The sequence below is a fragment of the Aggregicoccus sp. 17bor-14 genome (genome assembly GCF_009659535.1).
Taxonomy (GTDB): Bacteria; Myxococcota; Myxococcia; order Myxococcales; family Myxococcaceae; genus Aggregicoccus.
On the sequence record NZ_VJZZ01000008.1, the window covers coordinates 230,106 to 256,721 of the forward strand.

18 protein-coding genes are annotated in these 26,616 nt (G+C 73.1%); 4 read left to right on the top strand and 14 right to left on the bottom strand.

The window, feature by feature from the left end; all coding sequences use genetic code 11:
* Window position 1: 1 nt before the first annotated feature.
* The 7 genes from FGE12_RS17120 to FGE12_RS17150 are packed head-to-tail and all read right to left on the bottom strand — an operon-like array spanning window position 2 to window position 8,245.
* Window positions 2–1,708: a DUF692 family multinuclear iron-containing protein gene (locus tag FGE12_RS17120; protein WP_228530864.1), complete on the bottom strand. Its 1,707-nt coding sequence runs from the start codon at window positions 1,706–1,708 to the stop codon at window positions 2–4.
* 41 nt (window positions 1,709–1,749) lie between these two features.
* Complete coding sequence (locus FGE12_RS17125) at window positions 1,750–2,976, bottom strand: ABC transporter permease (RefSeq protein WP_153867549.1); 1,227 nt, start codon at window positions 2,974–2,976, stop codon at window positions 1,750–1,752.
* Window positions 2,977–2,984: 8 nt separating this feature from the next.
* Window positions 2,985–4,211, bottom strand: coding sequence for an ABC transporter permease (locus FGE12_RS17130; RefSeq protein WP_153867550.1), 1,227 nt, complete (start codon window positions 4,209–4,211; stop codon window positions 2,985–2,987).
* Window positions 4,208–4,975: an ABC transporter ATP-binding protein gene (locus tag FGE12_RS17135; protein WP_370459039.1), complete on the bottom strand. Its 768-nt coding sequence runs from the start codon at window positions 4,973–4,975 to the stop codon at window positions 4,208–4,210. The genes FGE12_RS17130 and FGE12_RS17135 overlap by 4 nt, the downstream gene beginning before the upstream one ends.
* Window positions 4,972–6,243 (bottom strand): efflux RND transporter periplasmic adaptor subunit, encoded by a 1,272-nt coding sequence (locus FGE12_RS17140; protein WP_153867551.1) that lies wholly within the window; start codon window positions 6,241–6,243, stop codon window positions 4,972–4,974. The genes FGE12_RS17135 and FGE12_RS17140 overlap by 4 nt, the downstream gene beginning before the upstream one ends.
* On the bottom strand, window positions 6,243–7,574 hold the full coding sequence (locus tag FGE12_RS17145; RefSeq protein ID WP_153867552.1) for a TolC family protein: 1,332 nt from the start codon (window positions 7,572–7,574) through the stop codon (window positions 6,243–6,245). The genes FGE12_RS17140 and FGE12_RS17145 overlap by 1 nt, the downstream gene beginning before the upstream one ends.
* Window positions 7,571–8,245, bottom strand: a complete 675-nt coding sequence (locus FGE12_RS17150; RefSeq protein WP_370459040.1) for a YIP1 family protein — start codon at window positions 8,243–8,245, stop codon at window positions 7,571–7,573. Before FGE12_RS17150 ends, FGE12_RS17145 begins: the two co-directional genes overlap by 4 nt.
* Window positions 8,246–8,502: 257 nt before the next feature.
* On the opposite strand from FGE12_RS17150, the gene FGE12_RS17155 reads away from it, so the two are divergent.
* Both FGE12_RS17155 and FGE12_RS17160 read left to right on the top strand, forming a co-directional pair.
* A complete protein-coding gene (locus FGE12_RS17155; protein WP_153867554.1) occupies window positions 8,503–11,004 on the top strand; it encodes an AAA family ATPase in 2,502 nt (833 codons plus the stop codon).
* Window positions 11,001–11,870: a DUF2520 domain-containing protein gene (locus FGE12_RS17160; protein ID WP_194797965.1), complete on the top strand. Its 870-nt coding sequence runs from the start codon at window positions 11,001–11,003 to the stop codon at window positions 11,868–11,870. The genes FGE12_RS17155 and FGE12_RS17160 overlap by 4 nt, the downstream gene beginning before the upstream one ends.
* Window positions 11,871–11,923: 53 nt before the next feature.
* On the opposite strand, the gene FGE12_RS17165 is transcribed toward FGE12_RS17160, so the two are convergent.
* The gene (locus tag FGE12_RS17165; RefSeq protein ID WP_153867555.1) at window positions 11,924–13,219 is read right to left on the bottom strand and encodes a hypothetical protein; all 1,296 of its coding nucleotides are present in this window, start codon (window positions 13,217–13,219) and stop codon (window positions 11,924–11,926) included.
* A 101-nt stretch (window positions 13,220–13,320) separates the two neighbouring features.
* On the opposite strand from FGE12_RS17165, the gene FGE12_RS17170 reads away from it, so the two are divergent.
* Complete coding sequence (locus FGE12_RS17170) at window positions 13,321–16,473, top strand: hypothetical protein (RefSeq protein ID WP_228530865.1); 3,153 nt, start codon at window positions 13,321–13,323, stop codon at window positions 16,471–16,473.
* 4 nt (window positions 16,474–16,477) lie between these two features.
* On the opposite strand, the gene nadD is transcribed toward FGE12_RS17170, so the two are convergent.
* The 5 genes from nadD to FGE12_RS17195 all read right to left on the bottom strand — a co-directional run bounded on the left by nadD (window position 16,478) and on the right by FGE12_RS17195 (window position 20,984).
* Window positions 16,478–17,041 (bottom strand): nicotinate (nicotinamide) nucleotide adenylyltransferase, encoded by a 564-nt coding sequence (gene nadD, locus FGE12_RS17175; RefSeq protein WP_194797966.1) that lies wholly within the window; start codon window positions 17,039–17,041, stop codon window positions 16,478–16,480.
* A 5-nt stretch (window positions 17,042–17,046) separates the two neighbouring features.
* Window positions 17,047–17,697, bottom strand: coding sequence for a hypothetical protein (locus FGE12_RS17180; protein WP_194797967.1), 651 nt, complete (start codon window positions 17,695–17,697; stop codon window positions 17,047–17,049).
* A 4-nt stretch (window positions 17,698–17,701) separates the two neighbouring features.
* Window positions 17,702–18,880 carry an exo-beta-N-acetylmuramidase NamZ domain-containing protein gene (locus FGE12_RS17185; RefSeq protein WP_153867556.1) on the bottom strand — a complete coding sequence of 393 codons (1,179 nt, stop codon included), beginning with the start codon at window positions 18,878–18,880 and terminating at the stop codon, window positions 17,702–17,704.
* Window positions 18,881–18,923: 43 nt separating this feature from the next.
* Window positions 18,924–20,174, bottom strand: coding sequence for an adenylate/guanylate cyclase domain-containing protein (locus tag FGE12_RS17190; protein WP_153867557.1), 1,251 nt, complete (start codon window positions 20,172–20,174; stop codon window positions 18,924–18,926).
* A 99-nt stretch (window positions 20,175–20,273) separates the two neighbouring features.
* Window positions 20,274–20,984 carry a tetratricopeptide repeat protein gene (locus tag FGE12_RS17195; RefSeq protein WP_153867558.1) on the bottom strand — a complete coding sequence of 237 codons (711 nt, stop codon included), beginning with the start codon at window positions 20,982–20,984 and terminating at the stop codon, window positions 20,274–20,276.
* A gap of 171 nt (window positions 20,985–21,155) precedes the next feature.
* Between FGE12_RS17195 and FGE12_RS17200 the strand changes: the two genes are divergently transcribed.
* Entirely contained in the window at window positions 21,156–23,504 is a 2,349-nt protein-coding gene (locus tag FGE12_RS17200) for an endonuclease MutS2 (RefSeq protein WP_370459041.1), read from the top strand.
* A gap of 14 nt (window positions 23,505–23,518) precedes the next feature.
* Here the strand turns inward: FGE12_RS17200 and rnr are convergent, their stop codons facing one another.
* Window positions 23,519–26,545, bottom strand: a complete 3,027-nt coding sequence (gene rnr, locus FGE12_RS17205) for a ribonuclease R (RefSeq protein ID WP_194797969.1) — start codon at window positions 26,543–26,545, stop codon at window positions 23,519–23,521.
* Between the last annotated feature and the right edge of the window lie 71 nt (window positions 26,546–26,616).

Below are 26,616 nucleotides of genomic sequence, written 5' to 3' on the forward strand. Positions count from 1 at the left end.
CCTAGCCCAGCGCCGGGCCCGGCGCAAGCGGCGCCCCCGCACGGGCCCCTTCTCCCACTCCCCGGCGCAGTAAGCCGCGCGCGAGCCCCTCCTCCACCTGCGCGGCGAGCGCCGGCTCCAGCGCCTCGGGTCGCTGCGGACCCGCCGCGAGCGCGCGCAGGAGCAGGCCGAGGCGCGAGGGCACGGTGAGCACCTCGAGGCCCCCTGCCCGCCTCCGGACGGCGAAGGTCCAGGGGCCGGGCGCGGGCCGGGCCGCCACCTGCGCGAGCGCCTCGAGCCCGCTGAGCTCGAGCGCCTCGCAGGCCCACGCGCGCCCGGTGAGGTGGCGGCGCAGCGAGCGCGCCGCGAAGACCAGCTCCGTGAGGTCCGCCGGGAAGTGTCCCACCCGCACGTCCGGGGCGAGCGAGAGCTCACCTGCGGCCGGAGGCACCACCGGGCGGGCGAAGGCCTGGGGCAGGAAGGTCTCGAAGGCCAGCGCCGCAGAGGCGCCCTCGTCCGGCCGGGCGCGCAGCGTCCGGCGCGCGTAGCTCGCGAAGGCGTGCCCCAGCGAGCGGCCCAGCCCCTCGAAGAGCTCGCGGAAGTCGCGCGAGCCGGTGAAGGCCGCGAGCCCCGCGCGATCTCCGGCGAGCAGCAGCCGCGTGAGCGGCCAGTCCCGGTCGAGCGCCTCCGCCACCACGGCGAGCCGGAAGTCCTGCTCGGCGCGCGCACCGGAGACGTCCTCGGCGGACGCGGGCGGGCGCGTGCTGTAGCCCTCCTCGAACAGCTCCCAGGGCCGCGTCTGGAAGGCGGCCCCGGGCTGCGGCGCACTCGCAACGGGCGTCTCCCAAGAGAGGTCGGCGCGCGCTCCTGCGGGCAGCAGCCCGCGCAGGCGGCGCAGCGTGAGCGCCGCCACCTCGGGCGGGTGGCCGTCCCCCTCGAAGGTCACGGCGCGCAAGGCGCTGCAGCGCGGCAGCAGCCGCTCGAGCAGCGCGAAGAGCTCCTCGCGCACCGGCTGGGTGTGATCGTCCACATAGAGGCCGTGGTGGGGCCCTGCGCTGCCCCGGCGGGTGACCACGCCACCCGCGAGGTGGAGCTCGATCACCCTGTCGAGGGGGAAGCCGTCCAGGCCCGCCTCGGCGGGAAGCCCCGCGGAGAGCTGGAAGCTGAGCAGGTGCCCCAGGTCCAGCAGCAGCGGCAGCCCCGTGCGCGCGTGCAGGCCGGCCATGAAGTCCAGCACGTGCAGCCCGCCGCGCCGCGCGAAGACGGCGGGGTTCTCCAGCGCGAGCGGCATGCTGAGCCCCGCCTGCACGTGCAGCGCGTGGGCGGCAGCGTCCGCGAGCCCGGCCGCGCTCAGGGGCGGCGTGAAGTAGAGATAGCCGGGGAAGGGCTGTCCGCCTGCGTGCCACCAGCCCACGTCGTTGCCCACCCAGGGGCTGCCCACGGCGCGCGCGTGCGCGTCCAGCGCGGCGAGTGCCGCGGCGCTCTCGAGCTCCGGGCCGTAGAGGTTGAGGTGCACCGGGTGGAAGAGCACCGGCACCTGGTCCCGCGAGCGCCACATCTCGGGGAAGAGCGAGGCCTCCCTGCGCGCCTCGTCGAGCGAGAGCGGCGCGCTGTACTCCACGTAGTCGAAGAGGCCGGGGCACTCCTCGAGCAGGCGGTAGGGGTGCGGTTGATCGCGCTCGCTCAGGTTGCTGCTGAGCCCGAGGCCGCGCCAGGGCAGAGAGGGCATACACGCACCCATAACAAAAGCGCGCGCCGGCTGCCGGGCCGCTAGTCGTGGCGCATGGCGTCCACGGGATCCAGCCGGGCCGCGCGCGCCGCCGGGTAGATGCCGAAGAGCAGGCCGACGCCCGAGCTCATCCCCAGCGAGAGCAGCACCGCCCACGTGGGCACCACCGTCTCGAAGCGCAGCAGCCAGCGGACGAGGAAGGCGCCGAGGAAGCCGATGGCCACCCCGATGACGCCGCCCACCAGCGCGAGGATGACGGCCTCGGTGGCGAACTGCCCGAGGATGCGGCCCTTGCGCGCCCCCAGCGCCTTGCGGATGCCGATCTCCCGGGTCCGCTCGGTCACGCTCACCAGCATGATGTTGAGGATGCCGATGCCGCCCACCACCAGCGCGAGCAGGCACACGCCGAAGCTCGCCGCGGTGACCACGCCGGACAGCTGGTTGAAGGTCTTGGTCATCGACTCGTTGGTGTTCACCTCGAAGTCGTTGGGCGCGAGCGGCGCGAGGTTGCGGCGCCGGCGCAGCAGCACGCCCACCTCGTCCTGCGCCTTGTCCAGCAGCTTCGGCTCGCGCGCCTGGACGTTGATGTCCAGCGAGTGGTTCTTCCCGTAGAGCATCTGGTACGGCGCGAGCGGCACGATGACCTGGTTGTCCAGGCTCACCATGCCCATGAAGCTGCCGCGCCGCTGCAGCACGCCGATGACCGTGAAGGCGCGGCCGCGGATGCGCACCTCGTAGCCGAGCGGGTTCATGTTGGGAAAGAGCGTGTCCGCCACGTCCACGCCCAGCACCGCCACGCTGCGCCCGTCCACGGACTCCGTCTCGCCGAAGAAGCGCCCGCTCTCCACCGTGATGCCGCTGGTCTCGAGGTACGCGGGCGTGGTGCCGGTGACGGTGACGGCGGGCCGCGTCTCGCGCGCCGCCGTGGTCACCTTCTGGCCCCCCTCCTCGTCCACCGCGGACACCATGCCCACGGACGGCGCCAGCGAGATGGCGCGCACGTCCTCGAGGGTGAGGTTGGGGCGCTTCGCGTACTTGGCCCAGTTGAAGCGGCCGAAGCCGCTGGGGAACTTGGTCACCTGGAAGGTGCTCGCCCCCAGCTGCGAGAGGTCGCGGTTCATCTTGAGCCGGAAGCCCTCGATGAGCCCCATCATCGCGATGACCGTGGCCACCCCGATGACGATGCCCAGCAGCGTGAGCAGCGAGCGCAGCGGGTTGCCCAGGAAGGTGCCCAGCGAGAGGCGCAGGTTGTCGAAGAAGGCGCGCATGGGGCGGGTCACTCGTAGCGAAGCGCCTCGACCGGGTCGAGGCTGGCGGCGCGCGCGGCGGGCCAGATGCCGAAGAGCAGGCCGACGAGGCCCGCGAAGCCCACCCCGGCGAGCACCGTGACCGGCTGGATGGTCGCGGCCAGGGGCGTGACGAGGCTGAGCACCTTCGCGGTGCCCAGGCCCACGGCCGTTCCCAGCGCGCCGCCCACCGCGGACACCGTGCTCGCCTCGAGCAGGAACTGCAGGATGATGGTGCGCTTCTTCGCGCCCAGGGCGCGCCGCACGCCGATCTCCCGGGTGCGCTCGCGCACGCTCACCAGCATGATGTTCATGATGCCGATGCCGCCCACCAGCAGCGTGATGAGGCCCACGCCCACCGCCACGCCGAACAGCGCGCCGGTGAGCTGCTCGTAGGTCTTGGCGAGCATCTCCGGGCGGTTGATGGAGAAGTCGTCCGGCTTCTCCACCGGCGTGCCGCGCGAGCGGCGCAGGATGCCGACGAGCTGATCCTCGGCCACCTTCATGTCCTCCGCGTTCTTGAGCGCGATGGAGATGGAGAAGGGGCGCTGGCGGCCGAAGTTCGCGTAGAAGGTCTTGAAGGGGATGATGACCGTGTTGTCCTGGCTGTCCCCCATGATCTTGCCGAGGCGCGAGAGCGTGCCCACCACCTGGTAGGCGCGCCCGTCGATGCGCACGCTCTGCCCCAGCGGGCTCACCCCGGGAAAGAGCGCATCCACCACGTCCGCGCCGAGCACCGCCACCGGCCGCGTCACGCTGTCGTCCACCTCCGTGAGGAAGCGGCCGCTCACCACCTTGAACGAGCCGATGTTCAGGTACTCGCTGGTGGTGCCGTTGATGCGCACGTCCGAGAGCTGCTGGCCGCCGTAGGACACGTCGAAGAGGCGGCCCACGCTGGGCGCGATGGCCGCCACGTACGGCGACTGCTGGCGGATGGCGTCGATGTCCGCCTGCACGAAGTTCTTGCGATTGCGGTACTCCCACCAGCCGCCGTTCATCACCCAGGGGAACTTGGAGACGTACAGCGTGTTGCTCCCGATGGTGGCGAGTTGCTCGCTGAAGCTCTTGTTCATCCCCTGGATGATGCCGACGATGGCCAGCAGCGTGGCCACGCCGATGCCGATGCCCACCGTGGTGAGCAGCGTGCGCATGCGGTTCGCCCGCAGGCTGAACAGCGCGATGCGTGCCCCCTCGAGCACGTCCACCCGGAAGCTCATGAAGCCGCCGCCACCGCGCCCGGCAGGCCCGCCATCGCGACCTCGCGCCCCGGCCCGTCCGCCACCACCACGCCGTCGCTCAGGCGCACCGCGCGCGGGCAGCGCGCCGCGAGCTTGGGCTCGTGCGTGACGAGGCACAGCGTGTGCCCGGCCCGGTGCAGCTCCTCGAAGAGCCGCACGATCTCCTCGCCCGTGGCCGAGTCCAGGTTACCGGTGGGCTCGTCCGCGAGCAGCAGGCTGGGCTCGCTCACCAGCGCGCGGGCGATGGCCACGCGCTGGCGCTGACCGCCCGACAGCTCGTTGGGCCGGTGGGTCATGCGGTGACTGAGCTGCACCTTCTCCAGCGCCGCCTTCGCGCGCTCGCGCCGCTCCTTCGCGCGCATGCCGCGGTACACGAGCGGCAGCTCCACGTTGGCGAGCGCCGTCTCGCGAGGCAGCAGCTGGAAGGTCTGGAAGATGAAGCCGATCTCCTGGTTGCGGATGGCCGCGAGCTCGTCGTCGTCCATGCGGCTCACGTCCTTGCCGTTGAGCAGGTAGCGGCCGCTGCTGGGCGTGTCCAGGCACCCGAGCACGTTCATCAGCGTGCTCTTGCCCGAGCCGGACTGGCCGATGATCGCCACCCACTCGCCCTTGGCGACGTTGAAGGACACGCCGCGCAGCGCGCGCACCTCCTCGCCGCCCACCTGGTAGACGCGGGTGATGTTCTCCACGCCGATGAGCCGGCCGTCAGCCGACCCGGCTGCGCTGCCATCCGTCGTGCTCACGAGCGGCGGCCTCCGCGCCCGCCGGGGCCCCCGGGCCCGCCCATCTCCGGCTCGCGCACCACGTCCCCGTCCTTCAGCTCCTTGGAGAGCGTGCGGTAGGGCCCCTCGACCACGCGGTCGCCGTCCTGCAGGCCCTCGAGGATCTCCAGCTCGGTGTCCGAGGCGATGCCGGTGCGCACGCGGCGCACCTGCGCCTTGTTGTCCGCGCTCACCACGAACACCACCTTGGAGAGGCTCTCGGTCTTCTTCGCCGTGATCGCCCCACCCTCCACCGGCGGCTTGTAGTCCGGCAGGCTCTTCTCGGCGCGCACGGTGACGGCCTGGATGGGCACGAGCACGGTGTCGCGGCGGGTCTCGGCGGCGATCTTCACCTCGCCGCTCATGCCGGGTAGCACGCCCGGAGGCCGGGTGCGCAGCGCCACCTTCACCGGGAAGCTGGTGACCTCGGCCTCGGTGCCGGGGTTCTTGATGGTGGCGTTCTGGGCGATCTCCACCACCGAGCCCTCGAAGCTCTGCCCCTCGAGCGCGTCCACGCTGACCTCGGCAGTCTGGCCTGCGCGCAGGTGCACCACCTCGTGCTCGCCCACCTCGATCTTCACCTCCATGGCGCTGAGCGCGGCGATGATCATCACCACGTCCTCGTTGAAGTCCGAGCCGCGCACGCGCTCACCGACCTGGCGGCTCACCTCGATGACGTTGCCGTCGATGGGCGAGAGCAGCGTGGTCTTGGAGAGGTTGTTCGAGGCCTCGTCGTAGGCGGCCTGCGCCTGGGCGAGCCGCTGGTGGGCGCTGCCCTCGCGCGCGGCGGCCGCGTCGCGGTCCGACTTGAGCTTCTCCATCTCCGCGGTGGAGGCCATGCCCTTCTTCACCAGGCCCTCGATGCGGCCGAGCTCCTGCTCCGCGCGCGCCACCTCCACCTGCGCGCCCTGGACGTCCGAGCGCGCGGCGGCAGCGGCGGCCGAGGCCTGCTTCGCCGAGGCCTCGAAGCGACGGCGGTCGATGCGGCCGAGCACCTGCCCCTTGGCCACCTTGTCCCCCACCTTCACCAGCAGCTCGGTGAGGTCGCCGGAGAGGTTCGAGGAGATCTTCACCGTGGTGGCCGACTGCACCTTGCCCGCGCCGGTGATGGTGCGGGTGATGGTGCCCTTGTGGGCCTTGGAGATCTGCACCTCGGTGGTGGGGGGCGGGCGCTCCTTGAGCCCTCCCGCCGTGATCCCCAACGCGCCGAGCACCAGCACTGCTGCGATGACTGCCTTCCACCACTTCATTATTTCGTCTCCCCCGAGCTCAGCATGCCCGTCGCCCTCTGCAGGGCATAGCGCGCGTTCTCTACGTCGATGCGGTTGGTCAGCAGGCTCAGCTCCGCCTGGGTCAGCTTGAGCTGCGCGTCGCGCACCTCGAGGGTGGAGCCGGCGCCCGCGCGGAAGCGCTCCTCCTCCACTGCGAGGCCCTGCACGGCGGCCGCGCGGTTCGCGGTGGCCAGCTCGGTGGCGGCGATCTGCGTGGTGAGCTGCTGCAGCGAGCGGCGCACCTCGGCCTGCAGGTCGCGCTCGGCCTGGGCGAAGTCCAGCTCGGCGCGGCTGCGCGCGTACTCCGCCTGGCGCACGGCGGCGCCGGTGGCGAAGCCGTTGAACAGGTCCCAGTTGAGCGCCACGCCCACGCTGAGGTTGTTCTGCAGCTTCGGGTCCGTGAACACCGGATCCACGGTGGAGCCACCGCGGCTGTAGCGCGCCTGGGCCGAGAGGCTGGGGAAGTAGCCCCACCACTGCGCCGAGACGCCCGCGTTCGCGGCGCGCACGCGGCTCTGCAGCGCGGTGAGCAGCGGGCGGTTGCTGCGCGCGAGCTCGAGCGCCTTCGTGTAGTCCGGCGGCGCCTCGGGCTTCACGCCCAGGATGCCCGGGTCCACTGCCTGGAACTCCTCGATCCCGGGGGCCGCGAGCCACGAGGCGAGGTCCGCCTGGGCGATGACCAGGTCGCGCTCGGCCTGCAGCAGGGTGATGCGGTCGTTGCCCAGGTTCACCTCGGCGCTGATCGCCTCGCTCTTGGCGGCGCGGCCTGCCTCGAAGAGGGCGCGCGCGCGCTCGAGCTGGTCCTCGCTGCGCTTCACCGTGGCGCGCAGCACCTCGATGCGCGCCTGCTGGCCGTACAGCGCGTAGAAGCGGCGGATGGCCTCCAGCTCGCTCGTGGCCTGCTGCTCGACGGCCTCACCCTTCGTCGCCTCGGCGATGGCGCCGCTCTGGCGCAGCTCCGCCCAGCGCCGCCCGTCGAACAGGAGCTGGGTGAGGGTCGCCGAGAGGTCGAAGGCGTTGCGGGTGTTGCCGGAGACCGGCTTCTCGGTCTGGATGAAGCCGCCGGGGTTGGCCGGGTCCACCTCGGTCACCAGGCCCAGCTGCTGGCCCTGGAAGTTGCGGCTCGCGCCCACGCTCGCGCCCAGCTGCGGCAGCAAGGCCGCGCGAGAGCCGGTCACGGCCGAGGCCGCGCTCTGCTGCGCGAGGACGGCCTGCAGCGCCTGCACGTTCTGGCGGCTCTGCTTGCGCACGTCCTCCAGCTTGATGGGGGTGGCCGAGAGGACAAGGGAGAGGACGAGGGCGGCGCTCATCGCGCACCTCCGCCCATGGCAGGAAGGCCCACGAGGAAGACTCCGACGTACATGAGGTAGAGGACGGCCGAGAGCCCCAGCGCGCGCGAGCGGCGCATGCCGGTGGCGTACGAGAAGCCGAGGCCGAGCAGCCCCGCGCTCCACAGGTTGAAGAAGTCCACGCCCGAGAGCACGCGCGCCAGGCGCGGGCTCAACCCCGGGAGCATGCCCAGGTTGGAGGGCACGAGCTTGAGCGCCTGGGTCTCTGTCAGGGTGTGCTGGAAGAGGGCGCAGCCCGCGTAGATGAAGTGGAAGAGCGCGATGGGCAGCATCGCCACCGCGGCCACCGTCATCAGCTTGGCGAAGTGCGCGCTCACGCCGAAGAGCCAGCCGCAGAACCACAGCAGCGCGGCGAGCCCGAGCACGGTCACGGGCATCACGAAGGCGCCCTTGGCGATGCCGCCCACCAGCGCCTTGCGGCTCGCGGTCTCGATCTCCTCGTCGATCTCCGCCTCGGACTTGCGGCCCATCTCGCCGCTCATCTGCAGCTGCTGGGTGACGGAGGGGGCGGGATCCCAGCGCAGGGAATAGGCCGTCCCATGAACGGACACACTGAGGCAGAGCAGCAGCAGGGGCCACACCCAGCGGCGGGACTCGACGGAGGCCCGCACGCCCTCGACGGGGTCGACCACGGTGCGTGCAGGTAGAGCAAGTGAGGTCATAGAAGGGTTCTCGGGGAGGGGTACGCGTAGCCCCGAAGGCAATTGCCCGGCCAGTGAAGAAAGGTGAACGGACGGCCCGGATTTTTCCGCGGCCTCCAACCCACATGCGGCGCGGAAATTCCTGGATTCCGCCCCGGCTACAACCCGCCCGTAGCAACCTGTAGCGAAATTTTGCCGCGTGGATCCGAACAGTGTATTTGCCTGCTCGCACGCTTGCCGGAGCTCGAATGGTCGACGGGACGGATCTCGCTCAGGTACTCCACGAGGCGGAAGACATTGCGCAGAGCGTGGCCCAGCGGCTCACCTCCGCCCACGTCCTGCTCGCGCTCTTCACCGTGGAGAACCGCGCCCAGCTGCTGCTGAAGGAGCGCGGCGTGGACGAGGATGGGCTCCTGCAGACCATGGGCGCCCCGCCGGACGAGGCCCCGGGCCTGGTGCGGGAGCTGCGGGAGAAGGCCCGCGAGATCGCGCGCAACTGCGGCTCGTCGGAGACCGACTGCCTGCACCTGCTCATCGCCTTCACCCGCGTGCGCTGCGCGGCGGCGGAGCTGCTCACCGAGTCGGGCCTGGACCTCTCCGGCCTGCGCAACACCGCGCTCTCCTACTTCCTGAGCGGGCGCATGCCGCGCAAGCTGCAGGTGGGCCGCACGGCGCCCCTGGCCCGCCCCGTTCCCACGCGGCCGCTGGGCGCGCCCCCCTCGCCCCTGCCGCAGCTGCCCGCGGCCCCCACCCCGGCCCCGCGCGCCGCCGTCGCGGTGAGCGTGGCGCGGCCGGCCATCTCCCCGCGCGATCTCATCGACGAGGTGGTGGAGGAGGTGGAGGAGGCCCACGCCGAGGCCGAGCTCGCGCGCGCCCCGGCACCCGCTCCCCTGCCCTCCCCCGCGGCCCGCCCCTCCTCTGCGGCCATTCCCGCCGTCGCGGCGCCCGTGCCGGCCGCGAGCTTCGAGCTGGACCCCAAGCTCTTCCCCACCCTCGCCTCGCTGGGCCGCAACCTCAGCGTGGCGGCGCGCGCAGGCGCGCTGGATCCGGTGGTGGGCCGCGCCAAGGAGATCGAGGAGGTCATCGACATCCTCGGCAAGCGCCGCACCAACAACCCCTGCCTCCTGGGCGAGCCCGGCGTGGGCAAGACGGCGGTGGTCGAGGGCGTCGCGCAGCGGCTCGCCGAGCTCAAGGGCGCGCTCGCGGAGAAGATCGTCCTCGAGCTGGACATGGCCACGCTGGTAGCGGGCACCCAGCTGCGCGGCTCCTTCAGCGAGAAGCTCAACGCGCTCAAGGACGAGGTGAAGCTCGCCGGCGGCCGCGTGGTGGTGTTCATCGACGAGCTGCACACCCTGGTGGGCGCGGGCTCCACCGGGGACGGGCCCCAGGACGCGGCGAACGAGCTCAAGAGCGCGATGGCGCGCGGCGAGTTCCCCTGCATCGGCGCCACGACGCACGACGAGTACCGCAAGTTCATCTCGAACGATCCCGCGCTCGAGCGCCGCTTCACCCCCGTGGTGGTGAACGAGCCCAGCGTGCCCGAGACGGTGCAGATCCTCTCCGGCGTCATCGGGCGCTACGAGGAGCACCACGGCCTGCGCTACAGCCCCGAGGCGCTCGAGGCCGCCGCGAGCCTCGCCAGCCGCTACGTGACCGACCGCTTCCTGCCGGACAAGGCGATCAGCGTGGCGGACCTCGCGGGCAGCCGCTGCCGCCGTGAGGGCAAGGACGTGGTCGAGCCCGCGGACGTCGCGCGCGTGGTCGCCAAGCTCGCGGGGCTCCCCGAGGAGCGCCTGCTGCTCAACGACTCGGCGCGCCTGCTGCGCCTCGAGTCCGACCTCGCCCAGCGCGTCATCGGGCACGAGGAGGCCGTGGCGCGCATCGCCAAGGTCATCCGCCGCAACTACGCGGGCTTCGCCTCGCGCCGGCCCATGGGGTCCTTCCTCTTCCTCGGCCCCACGGGCGTGGGCAAGACGGAGCTCGCGCGCGCGCTCGCCGAGGTGCTCTTCGGCAGCCGCGACGCGCTGGTGCGCGTGGACATGAGCGAGCTCTCCGAGCAGCACGGCGTGAGCCGCCTCATCGGCGCCCCCGCGGGCTACGTGGGCTACGGCGACGGCGGCCAGCTCACCGAGCCGGTGCGCCGCCGCCCCTCCAGCGTGGTGGTGCTGGACGAGATCGAGAAGGCCCACCGCGAGGTGCAGCTGCTCCTGCTGCAGGTGCTCGAGGAGGGCCGCCTCACCGACGGCAAGGGCCGGCACATCGACTTCTCCAACACCGTGGTGGTGATGACCACGAACCTCGGCGCAGAGGCCTTCAGCAAGGCGGGCCGCCCCGTGGGCTTCGGCGCCGCCGAGGCGCCCGTCACCAGCGACATGGACTCGGCGGCGGCCGTGGCGCGCAAGAGCCTGCCCCCCGAGCTGTGGAACCGCATCGACGAGCGGCTCCCCTTCCGCCCGCTCGCGGAGGTGGAGGTGGCGCGCATCGCGACCCTGCTGCTCGAGGAGAGCAGCCGCCGCCTCGCGACCGAGAAGGGCATCGCGTACGTGGCGGACCAGGACGTGGTCGGCCACCTGCTGCGCTCCGGCGGTTTCGATCCGCAGCTCGGCGCGCGTCCCATGCGCCAGGTGGTGCAGCGGCTCGTGGAGGGCCCGCTCGCCGAGCGCATCCTCGCCGGGGAGTTCGGCAGCGGCGACCGCGTGCGCGTGGCCGTGAGCGCAGGCCAGCTCGCCTTCACCCGCGAGCTCGCGTGAGCCCCCGTCGCCCGCGCCGCCGTGCTCCTGCGCGCCGGCGCGCGGCGGGCAGCGTGGTGGTCGTGGGCGTAGGGCGGCTCGGCGGGGCGCTCGCGCGCACGCTGCAGGCTGCGGGCTGGAGCGTGCACGTGGTGGCGCGCTCCGCCGAGGCGCGGGCACGGGCACGCAGGCTGCGGCTCCCTTCCGCGAGTGCGGAGGCGCTGCGCTCGGCCTCGGTGTGCCTGCTGTGTGTGCCGGATGGCAGCGTGACCGAGGTCGCGCAGGCCCTGGCTCCGCAGCTGGGGCCGCGCGCTGCGCTGGTGCACTGCGCAGGCGCCCTCACGCTGGACGCGCTGGGGCCCCAGGGCGCGCGCCCCGTGGGCTCCTTCCACCCGCTGTGCGCAGTGTCGGATGCGCGCGACAGCCTCGCGGGGCACGCGGTGGCGCTCGCGAGTCGCAGCCCCGCGGTGCTGCGCCTGTTGCGGCGGCTCGCCCGCGCGGCGGAGCTGCGGCCCATCGAGGTGCCGGAGAGAGGCCGCGCGGCGTACCACGCGGGCGCGGTGCTCAGTGCCGGTGGCGTGGTGTCGCTTGCTTCCGCGGCCGTGGAGGCGCTGGGGGCGGCGGGCCTCGAGCCCGGGGCGGCGCTCGCGGCGCTGCTGCCCTTGATGCGCTCCGCGCTGCGGGGCATGGAGGCGCGGGGGCTCGCGGGCGGGCTGACCGGGCCCGTGCGCCGCGGAGATGCGGGCGTGGTGGCGGCGCACCTGGCGGCGCTGCCTGCGTCCGTGGCCGAGGTGTATCGGCCGCTGTCGCGCCGGGCGTTGGTGCTCGCGGGGCCGCAGTTGTCTCCTGCGGCGCGGGCGGCGTTGAGCGCGGCGCTCGAGGGCTAGAGAGCTTCGCCCAGCTCCCTCACCCCGACCCTCTCCCAGAGGGAGAGGGAGGACTAGGTGAGGATGATGCGCGGGGCGCTCAGGGCCTTGCGCACCAACGCGAGGGCCTGCTCGCTCGCGGCCTCCGCCTCGGTGAGGCGGCGCAGGCAGAGGTCGCCGTTGGTGCTGACCACCGAGCGGCGCAGATCCGTCAGCAGCGTGAGCGCCGCGTTGAGCATCTCCTGACCCTGCGGGCTCGCCTGCGCGGGCTTACCGGCCTTCTGCTCCAGGTAGGCCGTGAAGCGCTTGAGCGCGTCGCGCGTCTTGTCCGCGTCGAACTTCTCGAGCAGCGGCTTCACCTTGGCGGTGTTGAGCTTGATGAGGCGCACCGCGGGCACCTTCGCGAACGCGGGGTGCGGCAGGCCGAGGTCACCCACGTCGAAGGCGCCGAGCAGGCCCTCCTCCGGCGCCGGCTGCGCGTAGGGCACCACGTCCACGAAGAGCGCGAGCGGGTCCGCGCCCTGGTTGAAGGCGCCCACCTCCTCGTCGTCCAGCGGCGGGAAGCTCGCGGGCGCGCCGATGAAGAGCAGCGGCAGCACCAGGTCCTGCCAGAACTCCTCGGGGGCGCTGCCCGTGCCGCCCACGGTGGCGAAGAGGTGGCCCATCAGCTCCACCACGCGCGGGGCGCGCTCGATCTGCTCGGAGAGCGGCTTGCCCGGCTCCAGGCGCTGCAGCGAGCCCACGATCTGTCCCTCGAACTGCTGGCGCGCCTCCGCGGGCAGCGGCGGCTGGGTGCGGCCCAGGGCCTCGCGGATGTCGCGCGCGAGCGCCTCCGGCTTCGCCTCGAAGGTGCTCTTGCCCTTGGCCGCGTCCAGCACGGTGAACTGCAGGAAGCCCGGGTCGAAGAGGCGCTGGTAGTCTTCGGGCGCGATCTTGCCCTGGGGCTGCGCGGCGGGGTTCGCGCTGAAGCGCACCGAGGCCAGCGAGCGGCGGATCTCCCCGGCCAGCTCCTCCAGCTTGGAGAGCTTGCCCTGGCCCAGCGCGTCCATCACCGCGCCGAAGGGCGAGAGCATGATCAGCGCGTCCGGGAAGCCCACGGAGGCGCCCTCGGGCGCGTCGCGGTTGGGGAACCAGAAGGCCTGGTGCTCGAGGTGCAGGCGCAGCGCGAACGCGCCCGCGAGCCCCAGCGCCAGCATCTGGTGCTCGGGCCGCTGCACCTGGAACGCGCCGCCCAGGACCTTGATCGCCGCCTGCTCGATGTCGCTCCAGGGCGCCTTCTCGAGGTCCACGGGTTTGCCCTCGGCCTGCTGGAGGGCGGCGGCGACTTGCTCCTGGGCTGCGTTGACGTGCGGCGGAACGGGGAAGGCCATGACGGTTCCTGGTGAGGTGAAATGTGCTGTCGAGGGACCTCCCTTACCGTGAAAGTCGGGAGTCGTGGCGACGATTCGTGGCCGAACCTAGGATGGCCGACATGCCTGCCCGCCCGTCCGCTGCCCCCCTGGCCGCGGCCCTGCTCTGCTCTCTCGTCCTCGGCTGCGCCACCGTCTCCCCGCGCTTCCCGCAGGAGGTCCAGACGTCCTTCGCGCAGGACGACATGCGCAAGCTCACCACGCGCTCGCTCGAGCTCTACTACCCGGCCGCCCAGCGCGCCGCGGCGCTGCGGGTGGCCGCGCGGCTCGAGGGCTGCGTGGACCAGCTGCGCGGCCACGCGCGCGACAAGCGCGAGCGCAAGCGGGTGCTCGCCTACCTCACGCGCGCGGACTTCAACAACGCGTACGTGCAGCCGGAGGTGGCGAGCCTGCCGCAGCAGATGGTGCTGCCCGAGCACGTGACCATCGAGCTGTTCCACTACTTCAACCTGGGCCTCGGCCAGGTGGGAGACATCAGCTGCCACGAGTCCGTGCACTACGTGCAGATGCAGCAGGTGAGCGGCCTGTGGAATGCGCTCAACACGGTGACCGGCGGCCTGCTGCAACCGAACATCTTCACCGAGTCCTGGTTCCTCGAGGGGCTCGCCACCCACTACGAGGGCCGGCTGGGCGCGCGCACGGGCCGGCCCCACAGCCCCTTCTGGAACGGTTGGTTCGAGGACAACGTGCAGACCTACGCGGGCTCGCTGCACGCGGGCGACCTCGCGGTGGAGCAGCGCCGCCTGAGTCCGCTGGGCAGCGCATACCTCACCGGGCAGCACTTCGTGGACTGGCTCGCGGACACCTACGGCGAGGAGAAGCTCTGGAAGCTCGTCGAGGTGCAGGGCGACTCCATCTTCTCGCCCTTCGGCGTCACCCTGCGCTTCAAGCAGGTGTACGGGCGCGACGTGGGCTCGCTCTTCGACCAGTACGCGCAGAGCCTTCGCAAGGGGCTGCACCCGCGCGAGCGGCCCGCCACGCAGCAGGTGCTCGCCGGGGACGTGGGCTACCAGGCACGGCTCGCGGGCTCTCCTGCGGACGGCGCGCTCGCGCTGCTGCACTCCGGGCGCGAGCAGCCGCTGCGCCTCACCGTGCGTGAGCCCGACGGGCGCGTGCGCTTCTCGCGCAGCCTCGTGGAGCTGCTGCCCGGCCGCCGCTGGGTGAGCGCCTCGGTGTCCGGCGCGAGCGGGATGTCCTTCAGCGCCGACGGAGCCTCGCTGTTCCTCGTGATGACCGACGTGGGCCGCGAGGGCAGCGACGTCTCGCGCCTGTGGCAGGTGGACGCGCACACGGGCGCTGTGAAGCGCATCTGGGACGGGCTGCAGGGGTTGGGCGGCAGCGTCACCCCGGACGGACGCGCCTACGTCTTCGCGCAGGTGCAGGGGGACACCACCAACCTGTTCCGCCTCGAGCTCGCGACGGGCGCGCGCGAGCAGCTCACGCACCTGGAGGCGCGCAGCTCGCTCGGCGCGCCCGCCGTCTCACCGGACGGCCGCCGCATCGTCGTCTCGCGCTGGGCGAGCAACGGCTTCGACCTCGCGCTCCTCGAGCCGGACGGCCGCCTGCGCGACCTCACCCACGACGGCCTCTTCAACTACTCGCCGCGCTGGGTGGACGACGCGCACGTGGCCTTCCTGCGCGAGCACGAGGGGCGCGCCCAGGTACACGTGCTGGACGTGGACGCGGGCACCCTCACCCGGGTGACGGATGCGCCGCACCTGGCGCTCGATGCGAGCCCCCTGCCCGGCGGCCAGCTCGCCTTCCTCAACCTCTCCGGAGGGACCTTCTCCGTCGACCGCGTGGCGCTCGCGGGCGGCGTGGCGGCCGCGCCGAGCGCCGGCGCACAGGCGGAGCCCGGCACTGTCACGGCGGCGGCAGCGCCCGCGCAGCTGCCCGAGGCAGTCGCCCGTGCGCAGGCAACCGGCTCACTGCAGGCGCCGGACGTGGCCGCGTCCTCGAGCGATGCCCCCACGGTGCCCCCTTCCGCACAAGCTCCGGGCGCGTCCGCGCAAGAGGCCGCTCCGGTGGCGACGCAGGCACCGACGACGGTCGCAGCAGCCGCAGAGACGCCTGCGGCAGGGGGCCCGACGGTGCTCTCGGACGAGCCCTACTCCCCGGGCGAGGGGCTGCTGATCCCGCTGCTGCGCCTGCCCTTCATCCTCGGCATCGAGTCGGACCCCCAGGGCGGCACCCGCGTGCTGGGCGGCGTGTCCCTCACGGGCCAGGACCGGCTCGGCTTCCACGGCTACGCGGTGAACGCCATTTTTGGCGGTGGCACGGCGCTGCGGGCGCTCTCGGTCGTCTACAACAACGCGCAGCTCGCGCCGTGGAACCTGCGCCTGGTGGGCTACGGCGAGCGCTCGGAGCGGACGCTGCGCGTGCGGGTGCCGGGGGAGGAAGACCGCTTCGTCTACCAGTGGGTCAACCGCATCGAGGGAGTGGCCTCGGCGTCGCGCAGCTTCTGGAGCACGCCGGTGGTGTTCGGTCTGCGCGCGGTGCAGAAGCGCTTCCAGCGCACGGCGTTCGCGGCGGATGCGCGCGACGGCCTGGTGGGCGCGGAGGCTGCGACGAGCTGGTTCGCCGGCGAGTCCACGGCCTACGGCGGCACCCAGCGCGGCCTCGCGCTCGCGCTCAGCGGCGGCGCGTACCAGAGCAACGACAGCCAGCAGGTGGGCGACGTGCGGGCCGAGACGGACGGCTTCCTCGGAGGGCTGCCGGGGCTGCGCCGCGACAACCTCGTGCTCCGGCTGGTGGGGCGCACCCTGCCCGGGGCGAGCGCCGGCCTCCTCGAGGTGGGAGGCACGGGTGCCTACAACGCGGTCGGCAACCTGGAGGACTCCGCGCGGGGCAACCCGGGGCGCCCGCTGCCGGAGACCAGCTTCGTGGAGCCCCTGCGCGGCTACGAGGACCTCACCATCTTCGCGCGCAACGTCGCGCTCGCGAGTGCGAGCTACCGCTACCGCTTCATCATCGACCACGGCTGGGCGAGCTTCCTCTACCTGCTGCCCTCGTTCTTCGTGCGCCAGGCGGAGCTCAATCTCTTCGCGGAGATGGCGCGCACGGACCTGCGCGACAACCACCGCAGCGCGGGCGCCGCCGTGTACCTTCGCACCAGCTTCGGAGGCGTGGCGCCGGTGAGCCTCGTCTACCAGGTGTCCAAGCGCTTCGACGACGACCACGCCGTGCGCCACTTCTTCGGGCTGGGCGTGGAGTAAGCGCTCAGGGCGCGGCGTAGAGGCCCGCCTTGCGCGCGTAGGCGAGCACGGCGCGCGGCACCAGGCCCTCCACCTGGACCTCCGAAGACTGGCCGCGCTGCAGCAACTCGCGCACCTCGGTGCTGGAGACCTCCGCGAGCGGCGGGCCCACCGCCTCCGCCGCCGGGTAGCCCGCGCGGTGCAGCACCAGCACGCGCGAGAGCTGGCGGATGCGATCGAAGTCCTTCCAGTTCGGCAGATCCTTGAGGATGTCCGAGCCGATCACGAGCGTGTACTGGTGCTCGGGGTGGCGCGCCTTGAGGAAGGTGAGCGTGTCCACGGTGCGCCCGCTGCCGCCCACCTCGCTCTCCACCCGCGAGGTCTTCAGCCATCCCGAGGTATCGCGGCACAGCAGCTCGCACATCGCCACGCGGTGCTCGAAGTCCACCAGCGCCTTGCGGAAGGGGTGCTGGAACGAGGGCATCAGCCACACCTCGTCCAGCGCCTGCGTGGCCCACACGTACTGCGCGGCCAGCAGGTGTCCCACGTGCGGCGGGTTGAAGGAGCCTCCCAGCAGGGCGACGTGCACGGCGCTCACCTTCCTCGGACCGAGAGCTTGCTGCGGCGCTCGAGCGCGAGCCACTGCGGCTCTCCGAGCGGCGCGCCATCCAGCGCGAAGGCCGTGAAGCGCAGCTGCCCGTCCACCCGCTCGAGCAGCGCACAGCTGCGCAGCGACGCGCCCGAGAGCGCGCCGGGCGTGACGAAGTGCCGGGGGCCGATCTGCACCGCGCGCGGCTCGGGCGCGTTGCCGTGGATGAACACGGCCGCGTTCTCGAGGTCGTCGCGGCTCAGGTCGTTCTTCTCGTGCACGACGCAGCAGAGCGTGTCGCCCACCAGCTCCACCAGCTTGCGGGGCACCGCGGGGTCCAGGTACTCGGGGCAGTCGCGCTCGGGAGCGCGGGAGAAGCGCTCGCGGATGCGCGCGGGCTCCTCGTCCGGCAGGTTCGGAGCCTCGTCCGGCTCGTGCGGCGGGGCGAGCAGCTGACCTGCCTCCTCGCGCACCAGCGCCGCCTCCGGGAAGGGACGTACGCGCGGGCGCTGCTGGCGCAGCAGCAGCCAGCTGTCCAGGTCCGCGTAGCAGGCGCCCGCGAAGATGAAGCGGCGCGCCCCCTTGCGACGGAGCAGCTCGTAGGCCGCGTCGAACGCGGCGAGGTCTCCGTGGCTGTCCGAGAGGAGCCCGAGCACGGGCCTAAGCGTACATCAGGTAGGGCTGGCGCTGCCGAGCGAAGGCCTGCGTCTGCGCCTCGAAGCCCTCGAAGAGGCGCGCGAGCGGAAGGCCCGCCTCCATGCCCCGGCGCACCTGGTCCGTGCCGCACAGCAGGTCGAAGGCGGGCACGTCCTCCACGAACTCGTACGCGTCCGCGCGCCACGCGAAGTGCTCGGGCCACAGCGAGCGCAGCGCGTAGAAGATGGCCACGCCGGTACGCAGGGGCTGGAAGGTGGCGCGGTCGGTCACGTGGATGAAGGCGCCGCTGCAGGACTCACCGCGGAACTTGTCGAAGGTGGGGGTGAAGCCCACGGGACGGAAGCGCACGCCCGGCAGGCCCGCCGCCTCCAGCCCCTCCACCAGCGCCTGCGAGTCCACCCACGGCGCGCCGAACTGCTCGAAGGGGCGGCAGGTGCCGCGGCCCTCGGAGACGTTGGTCCCCTCCCCCAGGCACATGCCCGGGTACACCAGCGCGGTGTCCGCGGTGGGCATGTTGGGCGAGGGCGGGATGAAGGGCAGCCCCGTCTCGCTCCAGTGCATCGCGCGGCGCCAGCCCTCGCAGGGCACCACGGTGAGCTCGCAGCCGAAGCCCTCCTGCGTGTTGAAGAGGCGCGCGAGCTCGCCGGCCGTCATGCCGTGGCGGTTGGGCAGCGCGTAGAGGCCGACGAAGGAGCGGAAGCCCTCGCCCACGAGGTTGCCCTCGAGCGAGACGCCGTCGATGGGATTGGGCCGGTCCAGCACGTAGAACGGGATGCGCGCCTTCGCGGCCGCCTTCATCGCGAGCGCCATCGTGTACACGTAGGTGTAGTAGCGGCTGCCCACGTCCTGGATGTCGAAGACGAGCGCATCGAGGCCCTTCAGCCACTCGGGGCGCGGGCTGAGCGACTCGAAGGTGGAGCCGTAGAGGCTGTGCACGGGCACGCCGGTGCGCCGGTCGCGCGCCTCGTCCACGGCCACCATGTACTGCGCCTCGCCGCGGATGCCGTGCTCGGGGCCGAAGAGCGCCGCGAGCGTGACGCCCGGCGCCTCCTTCAGGAGATCTGCCAGGTGGCGGAACCCCGAGTCCACGCTGGTGGGGTTGACGATCGCCCCCACCCGCTTGCCCGCGAGCGCCTTGAAGCCCTGCGCCGCCCACACATCCAAGCCCGTCCTGACCTTCATGTCCGTTCCGTCCTTTCCGAGCGCGCACGCCAGCGGCGCGCGCTCAGGGCCCCAGCCGCCGCAGCGCATCCTGCGCCGCGCGCCGGGAGTTGCAGCCGAAGAGCGGGATGTCCGCGCCTTCGTCCGGGCCGCCGTCCTCGGCGAGATCTTCCAGTGCCCCGCGCGCGCCCTTCGCGTGCAGGTCCCCCAGTGCCCCCGCGGCGCTCGCGCGCACGCGGCACTCGCGGTGCTCGAGCAGCTGCACCAGCCGCCGCTCCGCCTTGCCGTGCCCTGCGCGGGCCGCGTTGCGGTACGCGCCCACGGCCCGCCCCGCGGAGCCCAGCGCCTCCTCGAGCTGGCCATTGAGGTAGGCGCGCTCCGCCGCGTCGGGCTCCTCGGCGATGAGCCGCTCCGCCTCGTCGCGGCGCGCGTCGCGCTCGGCGCCGGAGGCATCCGCCACGCGGCCAATCGCCCGCTCGGCGGGGCTTCCGAGCAGGAAGAAGAGCAGGAGCCCCAGCGCGACGGCGCCGCCCACCGCGAGGGCCACGTGGCGGCGATTCAGCCGGCGGGCGCCCTCGCCGTTGCGCGCCGCCGCGAGCGCCTGGCCCGCGCTCGCCACCAGCTGTCCGCCCACGCTCGCCGCCCGCGTGCCGAGCCGCGCCGCGTGCTGCCCCACGCTCGAGGCGAGCTCCGCGGCGGCGACCGAGCGCCCCTCGGGAAGCCGCGAGAGGCCGAGGTTGCCGAACGGGGGGAGCGCGTCCGCCGCGGGCTGCGGCTGCGCGGTGGGAGCCTCCACCCGGTAGGGGGCGTGCGGCACGCGGAAGACGCGGATGCGCCCCGGGATTCCCTTGAGCTCGAAGGCGCCCACCTCCTGCGAGGGGACCTCGGCCTTGTTCATCGCGAGGTATACCGCCTCGGTGAAGTACACCTCGCCCGCCTCGGTGAGCGCCTCCACGCGCGCGGCGATGTTCACCGGCTCGCCGAAGACGTCGTTGGACTCGAGCCGCACCTCGCCCACGTTGATGGCCACCCGCACGCTCATGCGCTCGGCCTCGGGCGCGCTGCGGTTGTGCTGCCAGAGCCGGTCCTGGATGGCGATACCGCTGAGCACCGCCTGCGTGGGCGACTCGAAGGTGACGAGGAAGGCGTCGCCGATGGACTTCACCACCCGCCCGCCGAAGGCCTTGAACAGGGGCGTGAGCAGCGCGGCGTGCACCTGCAGCAACCGCTGGTTCTCCTCCAGGGTCTGCCGACTGGTGCGCTCCGTGAAGCCCTGGATGTCGGTGAAGACGATGGCGAGGTTGGCGGTCCGCAAGGCGGCGCGCAGTCTATGCGCCGCGCCTCGCCGTGCAACGGCCGCTTGCCGGACCCGTCCGCTGCTGCCCGCCCGCTCGCCGGGCGCGGGCGCCCCGCGCTAGCGGCGAGAGGGCTGCAGCGCGCGCTTCGGGGGACCCGCGGGCCGCTCGAGCTGGGCCCGAAGGGGTGCGGCGAGCTGGGGCCGCCCGGTGCGCTCGTAGAGCTCGGCGAGCCGCCGCAGCACCAGCGGCTGGGTGGGCTGGGCCGCGCGCAGCGCCTCCAGCTCCCGCTCCGCATCGGACACCCTGCCCTGCGCTTCCAACACGCGCGCCAGCTCCACCCGGACGGGCACCGCCTGCGGGTGGGCGTGCGCGAGCGTGCGGTAGTGGAGCTCCGCGTGCAGCCAGTCTCCCTGCGCTGCGTAGAGCGCCCCGAGGCGCAGGCGCGGCTCGTCGTAGGCGGCGCGGTAGCTCAGCGCCCGCTCGTACGCCTGCACGGCCGCCCGCGCCTGGCCGCGCTCCTCCCACAGCAGCCCCCGCAGGTAGTGGACGCGGGGGTTGGTGGGCGCGAGCGCCTCGGCCACGTCCAGGTCTGCCCCGAGGCGCGGGGTGTCCTGCCCCAGCTTCAGGCGCAGGCGGGCGGCCTCCAGGCGGGGAAGCGCCCAGGTGGGCTGGGCGAGCGCGAGCGCCTCGAGGTCCGCGAGCGCCCCGGCGTCGTCCCCCGAGGCCTCGCGCGCGAGCGCCGCGTCCAGGCGGGCGCTGGGCGCCGCCGAGGGGTTGGCGGGGGGTACGGAGGCCAGGAGCATGCAGGCGAGCAGGAGCGCGACCATGCGCAGGCCATACCAGAGCGCTATCTCACCCGCCAAACCTGCGGGCCCCCCTGCTGAACGGCCCGCGTCAACCGACCGCGTGCGGTCCTTGACGGGGCAGTGCCCTGTCGCTTCAAACGCCTACCCGTGCAGATCTCCCCCAGAACCCTCGAAGACCTCGGCTTCGCGGACGTGCTCCGCGCCCTCGCTCAACGCTGCCGCACCGCCCCTGGCAAGGAGCGGGCGCTCGCGCGTCCCTTCCTCGACTCGCGCGAGGCGGTGGCGGACGCGCTCACCCTGGTCGAGGAGGCGCGCCGGCTCGGCCAGGAGCAGTTCACCCTCCCGCTCGGTGGCGTGAGCGACCTGCGCAACGCCCTGGGCCGCGCCGAGAAGGGCGGCCTGCTCGAGCCGCGCGAGCTCATCGCCTCCGCGCAGCTGCTGCTCGCCTTCGTGCGCGCCCGCGAGGCGCTCGAGGAGCGCGAGCACCAGGTGCCGGCCCTGGCGGCCATCGCCCGGCGGCTGCCGGACCTCGAGGCGCTCGCGGCGCGCATCGACCGGTGCTTCGAGCCGGACGGGGAGATCTCCGACCGCGCGAGCCCGGAGATCCGCGAGGCGCGCGAGCGTGCGCGCGGCCTGCACCGCAGCATCATGGGCCGGCTCGACAAGCTGCTGCACGACGAGACCTTCCTGCCCAACCTGCGCGAGACCTACTACACCCTGCGCAACGGCCGTTACGTGGTGCCGGTGGTGGCGAACAACCGCGGCGAGGTGCCCGGCATCGTCCACAACGCGAGCCAGACGGGACAGACGCTGTTCATCGAGCCGCAGGCGCTGGTGGGCCTGGGCAACGATCTCACCGTGGCCCAGTCCGTGGTCACCGAGGAGGAGCGGCGGCTCCTGCAGGAGCTGACGGACCAGCTCGGGCGCGAGTCGGCGGCCATCCTCGAGGGCATCGACGCGGTGGCCGAGCTGGACGAGGCGGAGGCCGCCGCGGTGCTCGCGGCGGACCTGCGCGCGAGCGTCCCGGAGCTGCCGGCCGACGGGCGCATGAACCTGCTGTCCCTGCGCCACCCGCTGCTGGTGCTCAAGGGCGGCGAGGTGGTGTCCAACGACGTGCAGCTCAACGAGACGGCGCGCGCGCTCGTCGTGAGCGGACCCAACGCGGGCGGCAAGACGGTGACGCTCACCGCCGTGGGCCTGTGCTCGCTGATGCTGCGCGCGGGCCTGCCCATCCCCGCGGCGAGCGGCTCGAAGCTGCCGCTGTATCGCTCCGTGCACTCCACCATCGGCGATGCGCAGAACCTCGCCGAGGGCCTGTCCACCTTCAGCGCGCACGTGGCGGTGCTGCGCGACATCGTGGCGGTGGTGGGTAGGGACTCGCTCGTGCTCATCGACGAGATCGCCGCGGACACGGATCCGCGCGAGGGCGCGGCCATCGCCATCGCGGTGCTGGAGGAGCTCATCGAGCGGGGCGCGGTGGTGCTCGTCACCACGCACCTGGAGGAGCTCAAGGCGCTCGCTCACATGGACCCGCGCTTCCTCAATGCGCGCGTGGGCTTCGACGCGCGGCGCATGGCGCCCACCTACAAGCTGCAGATGGGCGCGGCCGGCGCCTCCTCCGCCATCGACGTGGCGGCGCGCACGGGCCTTCCCGAGCGCATCTGCCAGCGTGCGCGGGAGCTGAGCCTGAATGCAGGCGGCCCCCTCGCCAAGGCGCTCGCCGCGGCCGAGGAGGACCGGCGCGTGCTGCACGGGGAGCTGGAGCGCGCCCGCGCGGCCGCCGACGAGGCCGAGGCGCTGCGCACGCGCCTGGACGCCGAGCGCCAGGCCTTCGCGCGCGAGCGCCGCGAGCAGGAGCTGCGCCACCACCAGGCCCTGCAGGAGGTCGCGCAGAAGGCCGAGGCCGAGGTGCGCGAGGTGCTGGTGGCGATGCGTGCGCAGGCCAGCGAGAAGGCCGCGGCCGAAGCGCGCGCGAAGCTCGCGGCGCGCGCCGAGGAGGAGAAGCAGAAGGCGCTCGCCGCGCGCGCCGAGCTCTACCAGGTGGAGGCCCCGGCCCCGGCGAACCTCAAGGTGGGCGCCTGGGTCCACCACGCCGGCTTCGAGAAGGACGTGGAGATCCTCGAGCTGCACGGGGACCAGGCACTGGTGGCGGCGGGCATCCTCAAGATGCGCGTGCCCCTCAGCGAGCTGTCCGGCTCGCGCAAGGGCAAGCCCCAGTCGAAGTTCCCCGAGCGCAACAAGCAGCAGGCGGCGTTGAAGAAGGCCACGCAGGCGGCCCCCGAGGAGGTGAAGGCCTCCCACTACCGCTGCGACGTGCGCGGCATGCGCGCGGACGATGCCATCGCCGAGGTGGAGAGCTTCCTCGACCGCGGCATGCGCAGCGGCGAGGAGGGCGCGCTCATCGTGCACGGGCACGGCACCGGCGCGCTGAAGCAGTCCATCCGCGACTTCCTCGCGCGCTCGCCCTACATCCGGATGTACCGGCCGGGCGAGAACCACGAGGGCGGAGACGGCGTCACCGTCGTCTCCCTGCGCGCCTAGGTCCGGCGGCGGCGCTAACGCCGCCCCTTGGACTTCCCCTTGGGGGCTCCCTTCTTGGAGCCCCCACCCTTCTTCGGCCCCTTGCCGGGGCCGCCGCGCTCGGGGCCCCGCTTCCAGTCGGCGGAGTCATTGCCGCCGCGCGCCTGCCCCCCGCGCTGCGCGGCGAGCGCGCGGATGCGATCGAAGCCCGGGTGCGGCGAGCTGCCGCGCGGCGCCGGGGCCTCGCCCTGCTGCGCGAGCTCCCAGAGCGGCACGGCTTCCTGCTCGCGGGGCTTCTCCTCCCATGCGGGGCCGGCCAGGTCCTCCTGCGGTGCGCTGCGGGCGTAGACGGGCGCGGCCGGCTCCTCCGGGGGAGCGGAGGCCACCGGCTTCGCCGGAGGCACGAGGCGCCGGCGCTTGGCGGGAGCCTCTGCGGCGACCTCCACCTCCTCGGGCTTGCGCGAAGCGCGCGGCTTCTCCCAGGGCTTCTGCGCGCGCGCGGGCGGCGGCGACTCCCAGCGCGGCGGCTCCTGGCGACTGCGGCCCGGGGGGCGCGGCGAGCGCCCTCCACCGCGGCGTCTCCGGCCGTCCTCGTGCGCGTCGCCCTGCTCCGCGTCCAGCACCAGCTCCGCCTCGCCCTCGAAGGCGATGGGGGTGAAGTCCAGCTGGCGGCGCTCGAGGTTCGCGGAGGCGAGGCGCACGCGCAGCTTCTGCCCCACGCGCACCTTGCGCCCGGTGGGGTAGCTGAGCGCGTGCACCGTCTTGTCCAGCTTCGCGCCGAAGCCCAGCGCGTCCGCCTTCACCAGGCCCTCGACGAACTCCTTGTCCAGCTCCACGAAGAAGCCGAAGTCCACCACCGAGGAGACGGTGGCGTCGAACTCCTCGCCCACGCGGTCCTTCATCAGGAGCGCGGCGTAGAAGGACACCGTCTCGCGCTCGGCGAGCATCGCGGCGCGCTCGCGGTCCGAGCACTGCTGCGCCATCTCCTCGAGCCGCGACTCCTCCTTCTCCACCGCGGCGGCCGGGCGCTTCTTGCCCTCGCGCGCCCAGTGCGCCTTGAGCAGGCGGTGCACGAGCAGGTCGGGGTAGCGGCGGATGGGGCTGGTGAAGTGCAGGTAGCTCTCGGAGGCGAGGCCGTAGTGGCCCACCTGCGAGGAGGAGTACACGGCCTGCATCATCGAGCGCAGCAGCAGCTGGTTCAGCGCGCGCTGCTCGGGGTGGCCCTCCAGCTGGCTGATGAAGGCGTTGAGCTCGCGCGAGCTCACCTCGTCCCCCGCGCTGAACTTGAAGCCGTGCGCCTGCGCGAGCAGCGCGAAGGCCGCGAGCTTCTCCTCGTCCGGAGCGCCGTGGTAGCGGTACACGCTGGGCAGCTCGCGCTCCTGGAAGTACTGCGCCACGGCCTCGTTGGCCGCGAGCATGCACTGCTCCACCAGGCGGTGGCTCTCCTTGCGCTCGCGCTTCTCCATGCGCACGGGGAAGCCGTTCTCCCCCATCACCACCTTCACCTCGGGGAGGTCGAAGTCGATGGCGCCGCGCTCCTTGCGCATCTGGATGAGCGTGCGCGCGAGCGCCATCAGGCGCTCGAAGTGGGGCTTGAAGCGGTTGCGGTGCGGGACGTCCTTGCCGTCCAGCACGTCCTGCACCTCGTTGTAGGTGCAGCGCGCGTGGCTGCGCATCACGGCCGGGTAGAGCTCGCTCGACTTGAGCAGGCCGCGCCGGTCGATGACCATGTCGGCCACCATGCACAGCCGGTCCTCGTCCGGGCGCAGCGAGCAGATGCCGTTGCTCAGCCGCTCCGGGAGCATGGGCAGCACGCGGTCCGGCAGGTACACGCTGGTGGCGCGGTGCAGCGCCTCCACGTCCAGCGGGGTGCGCTCGCGCACGTAGTGGGTCACGTCCGCGATGGCCACCACGAGGCGCCAGCCGTCGCCGCGGGGCTCGGCGTAGACGGCGTCGTCGAAGTCGCGCGCGTCCTCGCCGTCGATGGTGATGAGCGGCAGCTTGCGCAGGTCGCGCCGGTCCTCGCCGCGGGCCTCCGCCTCGGAGACCTTGAGCGGCACCCGGTCCGCCTCGTCCATCACCTCGGACGGGAACTCGTCGTTGAAGCCCTGCGCGAAGGCGATGGAGAGCACCTCCACGGAGGGGTCACCGGGCTTGCCGATGGAGCCGGCCACCTCGCCGTAGAGCCCCTCGCCCTCGCCCAGCAGCTCCGCGCCCACGCCCAGGCGCACCTTCACCACGTCCCCCTCGCGCGCCATCTGCGTGCGCGGCACGCGGATGGGGCCGGGCAGGCCCTTGTCGTTGGGGTACACCAGCGCGTTGCGGCCGCGCTCGTAGTAGGTGCCCGCCACCAGCTGGCGCTGGCGGCTCGTCACCTCGAGGATGCGCCCCTCGGTGCGCGCGGGGTAGCCGGGCACGGCCACGCGCACGCGGTCCTTGTCCAGCGCGCGCGCGGCCTCCTGCGGCGGGATGAAGATGTTGTCGGCCTTCTGGCCCTTCTCGCCGCCGCTCGTGAGCGGGTGCACGAAGCCGAAGCCGTCGCGGTGCACGTGCAGGACGCCCTCGATGACCGGCACCTCGTCCCGCGCGTTCGCGCCGTGCCGGCCGCCGCGCGCCGGGCGCAGCTCCTCGCGCGAAGGGGGCGCCGCGCGCGAGCGGCGCGCAGGCGGCTCCGCGCGCTCGAGACCTCTTGGCTCACGCTCGGCGCTGCGGCCGCGGCGCACGCGGGTGAAGCCCTCGTCGCGCACGAAGGGCTCGCGGGCTTCCGCCTCGGTGCCGCGCGCGGCGCGCGCGCGCGAGGGGACGGCGCGCTTGGCGGCGCTCTTCGCGGCGCGCGCGGGCGCGGGTGCAGGGCGCACGGCCGACGGCGGAGGCGCCACGGCCACCACGTAGCGCTTGCCCTCCTTGAGCAGGTCTCCGCTGCGCACCATCTCGCGCAGCGTGCGCTTGAGCTCGGTCTGCGCGCCCGGGTTCAGGCCGGACAGCCGCAGCAGCTCCTTGATGCCCAGCGGGTGATCCGCCTCGGCCAGCAGTCGCTTGAGGGTTTCGGGAAGGTGGGTCACGGGCGGCCAGGGTGTGGGGCCCGGCCCATGCTGACCGGCGCCCCGTGGAAAGAGAACGCGCGGTCTGTTCC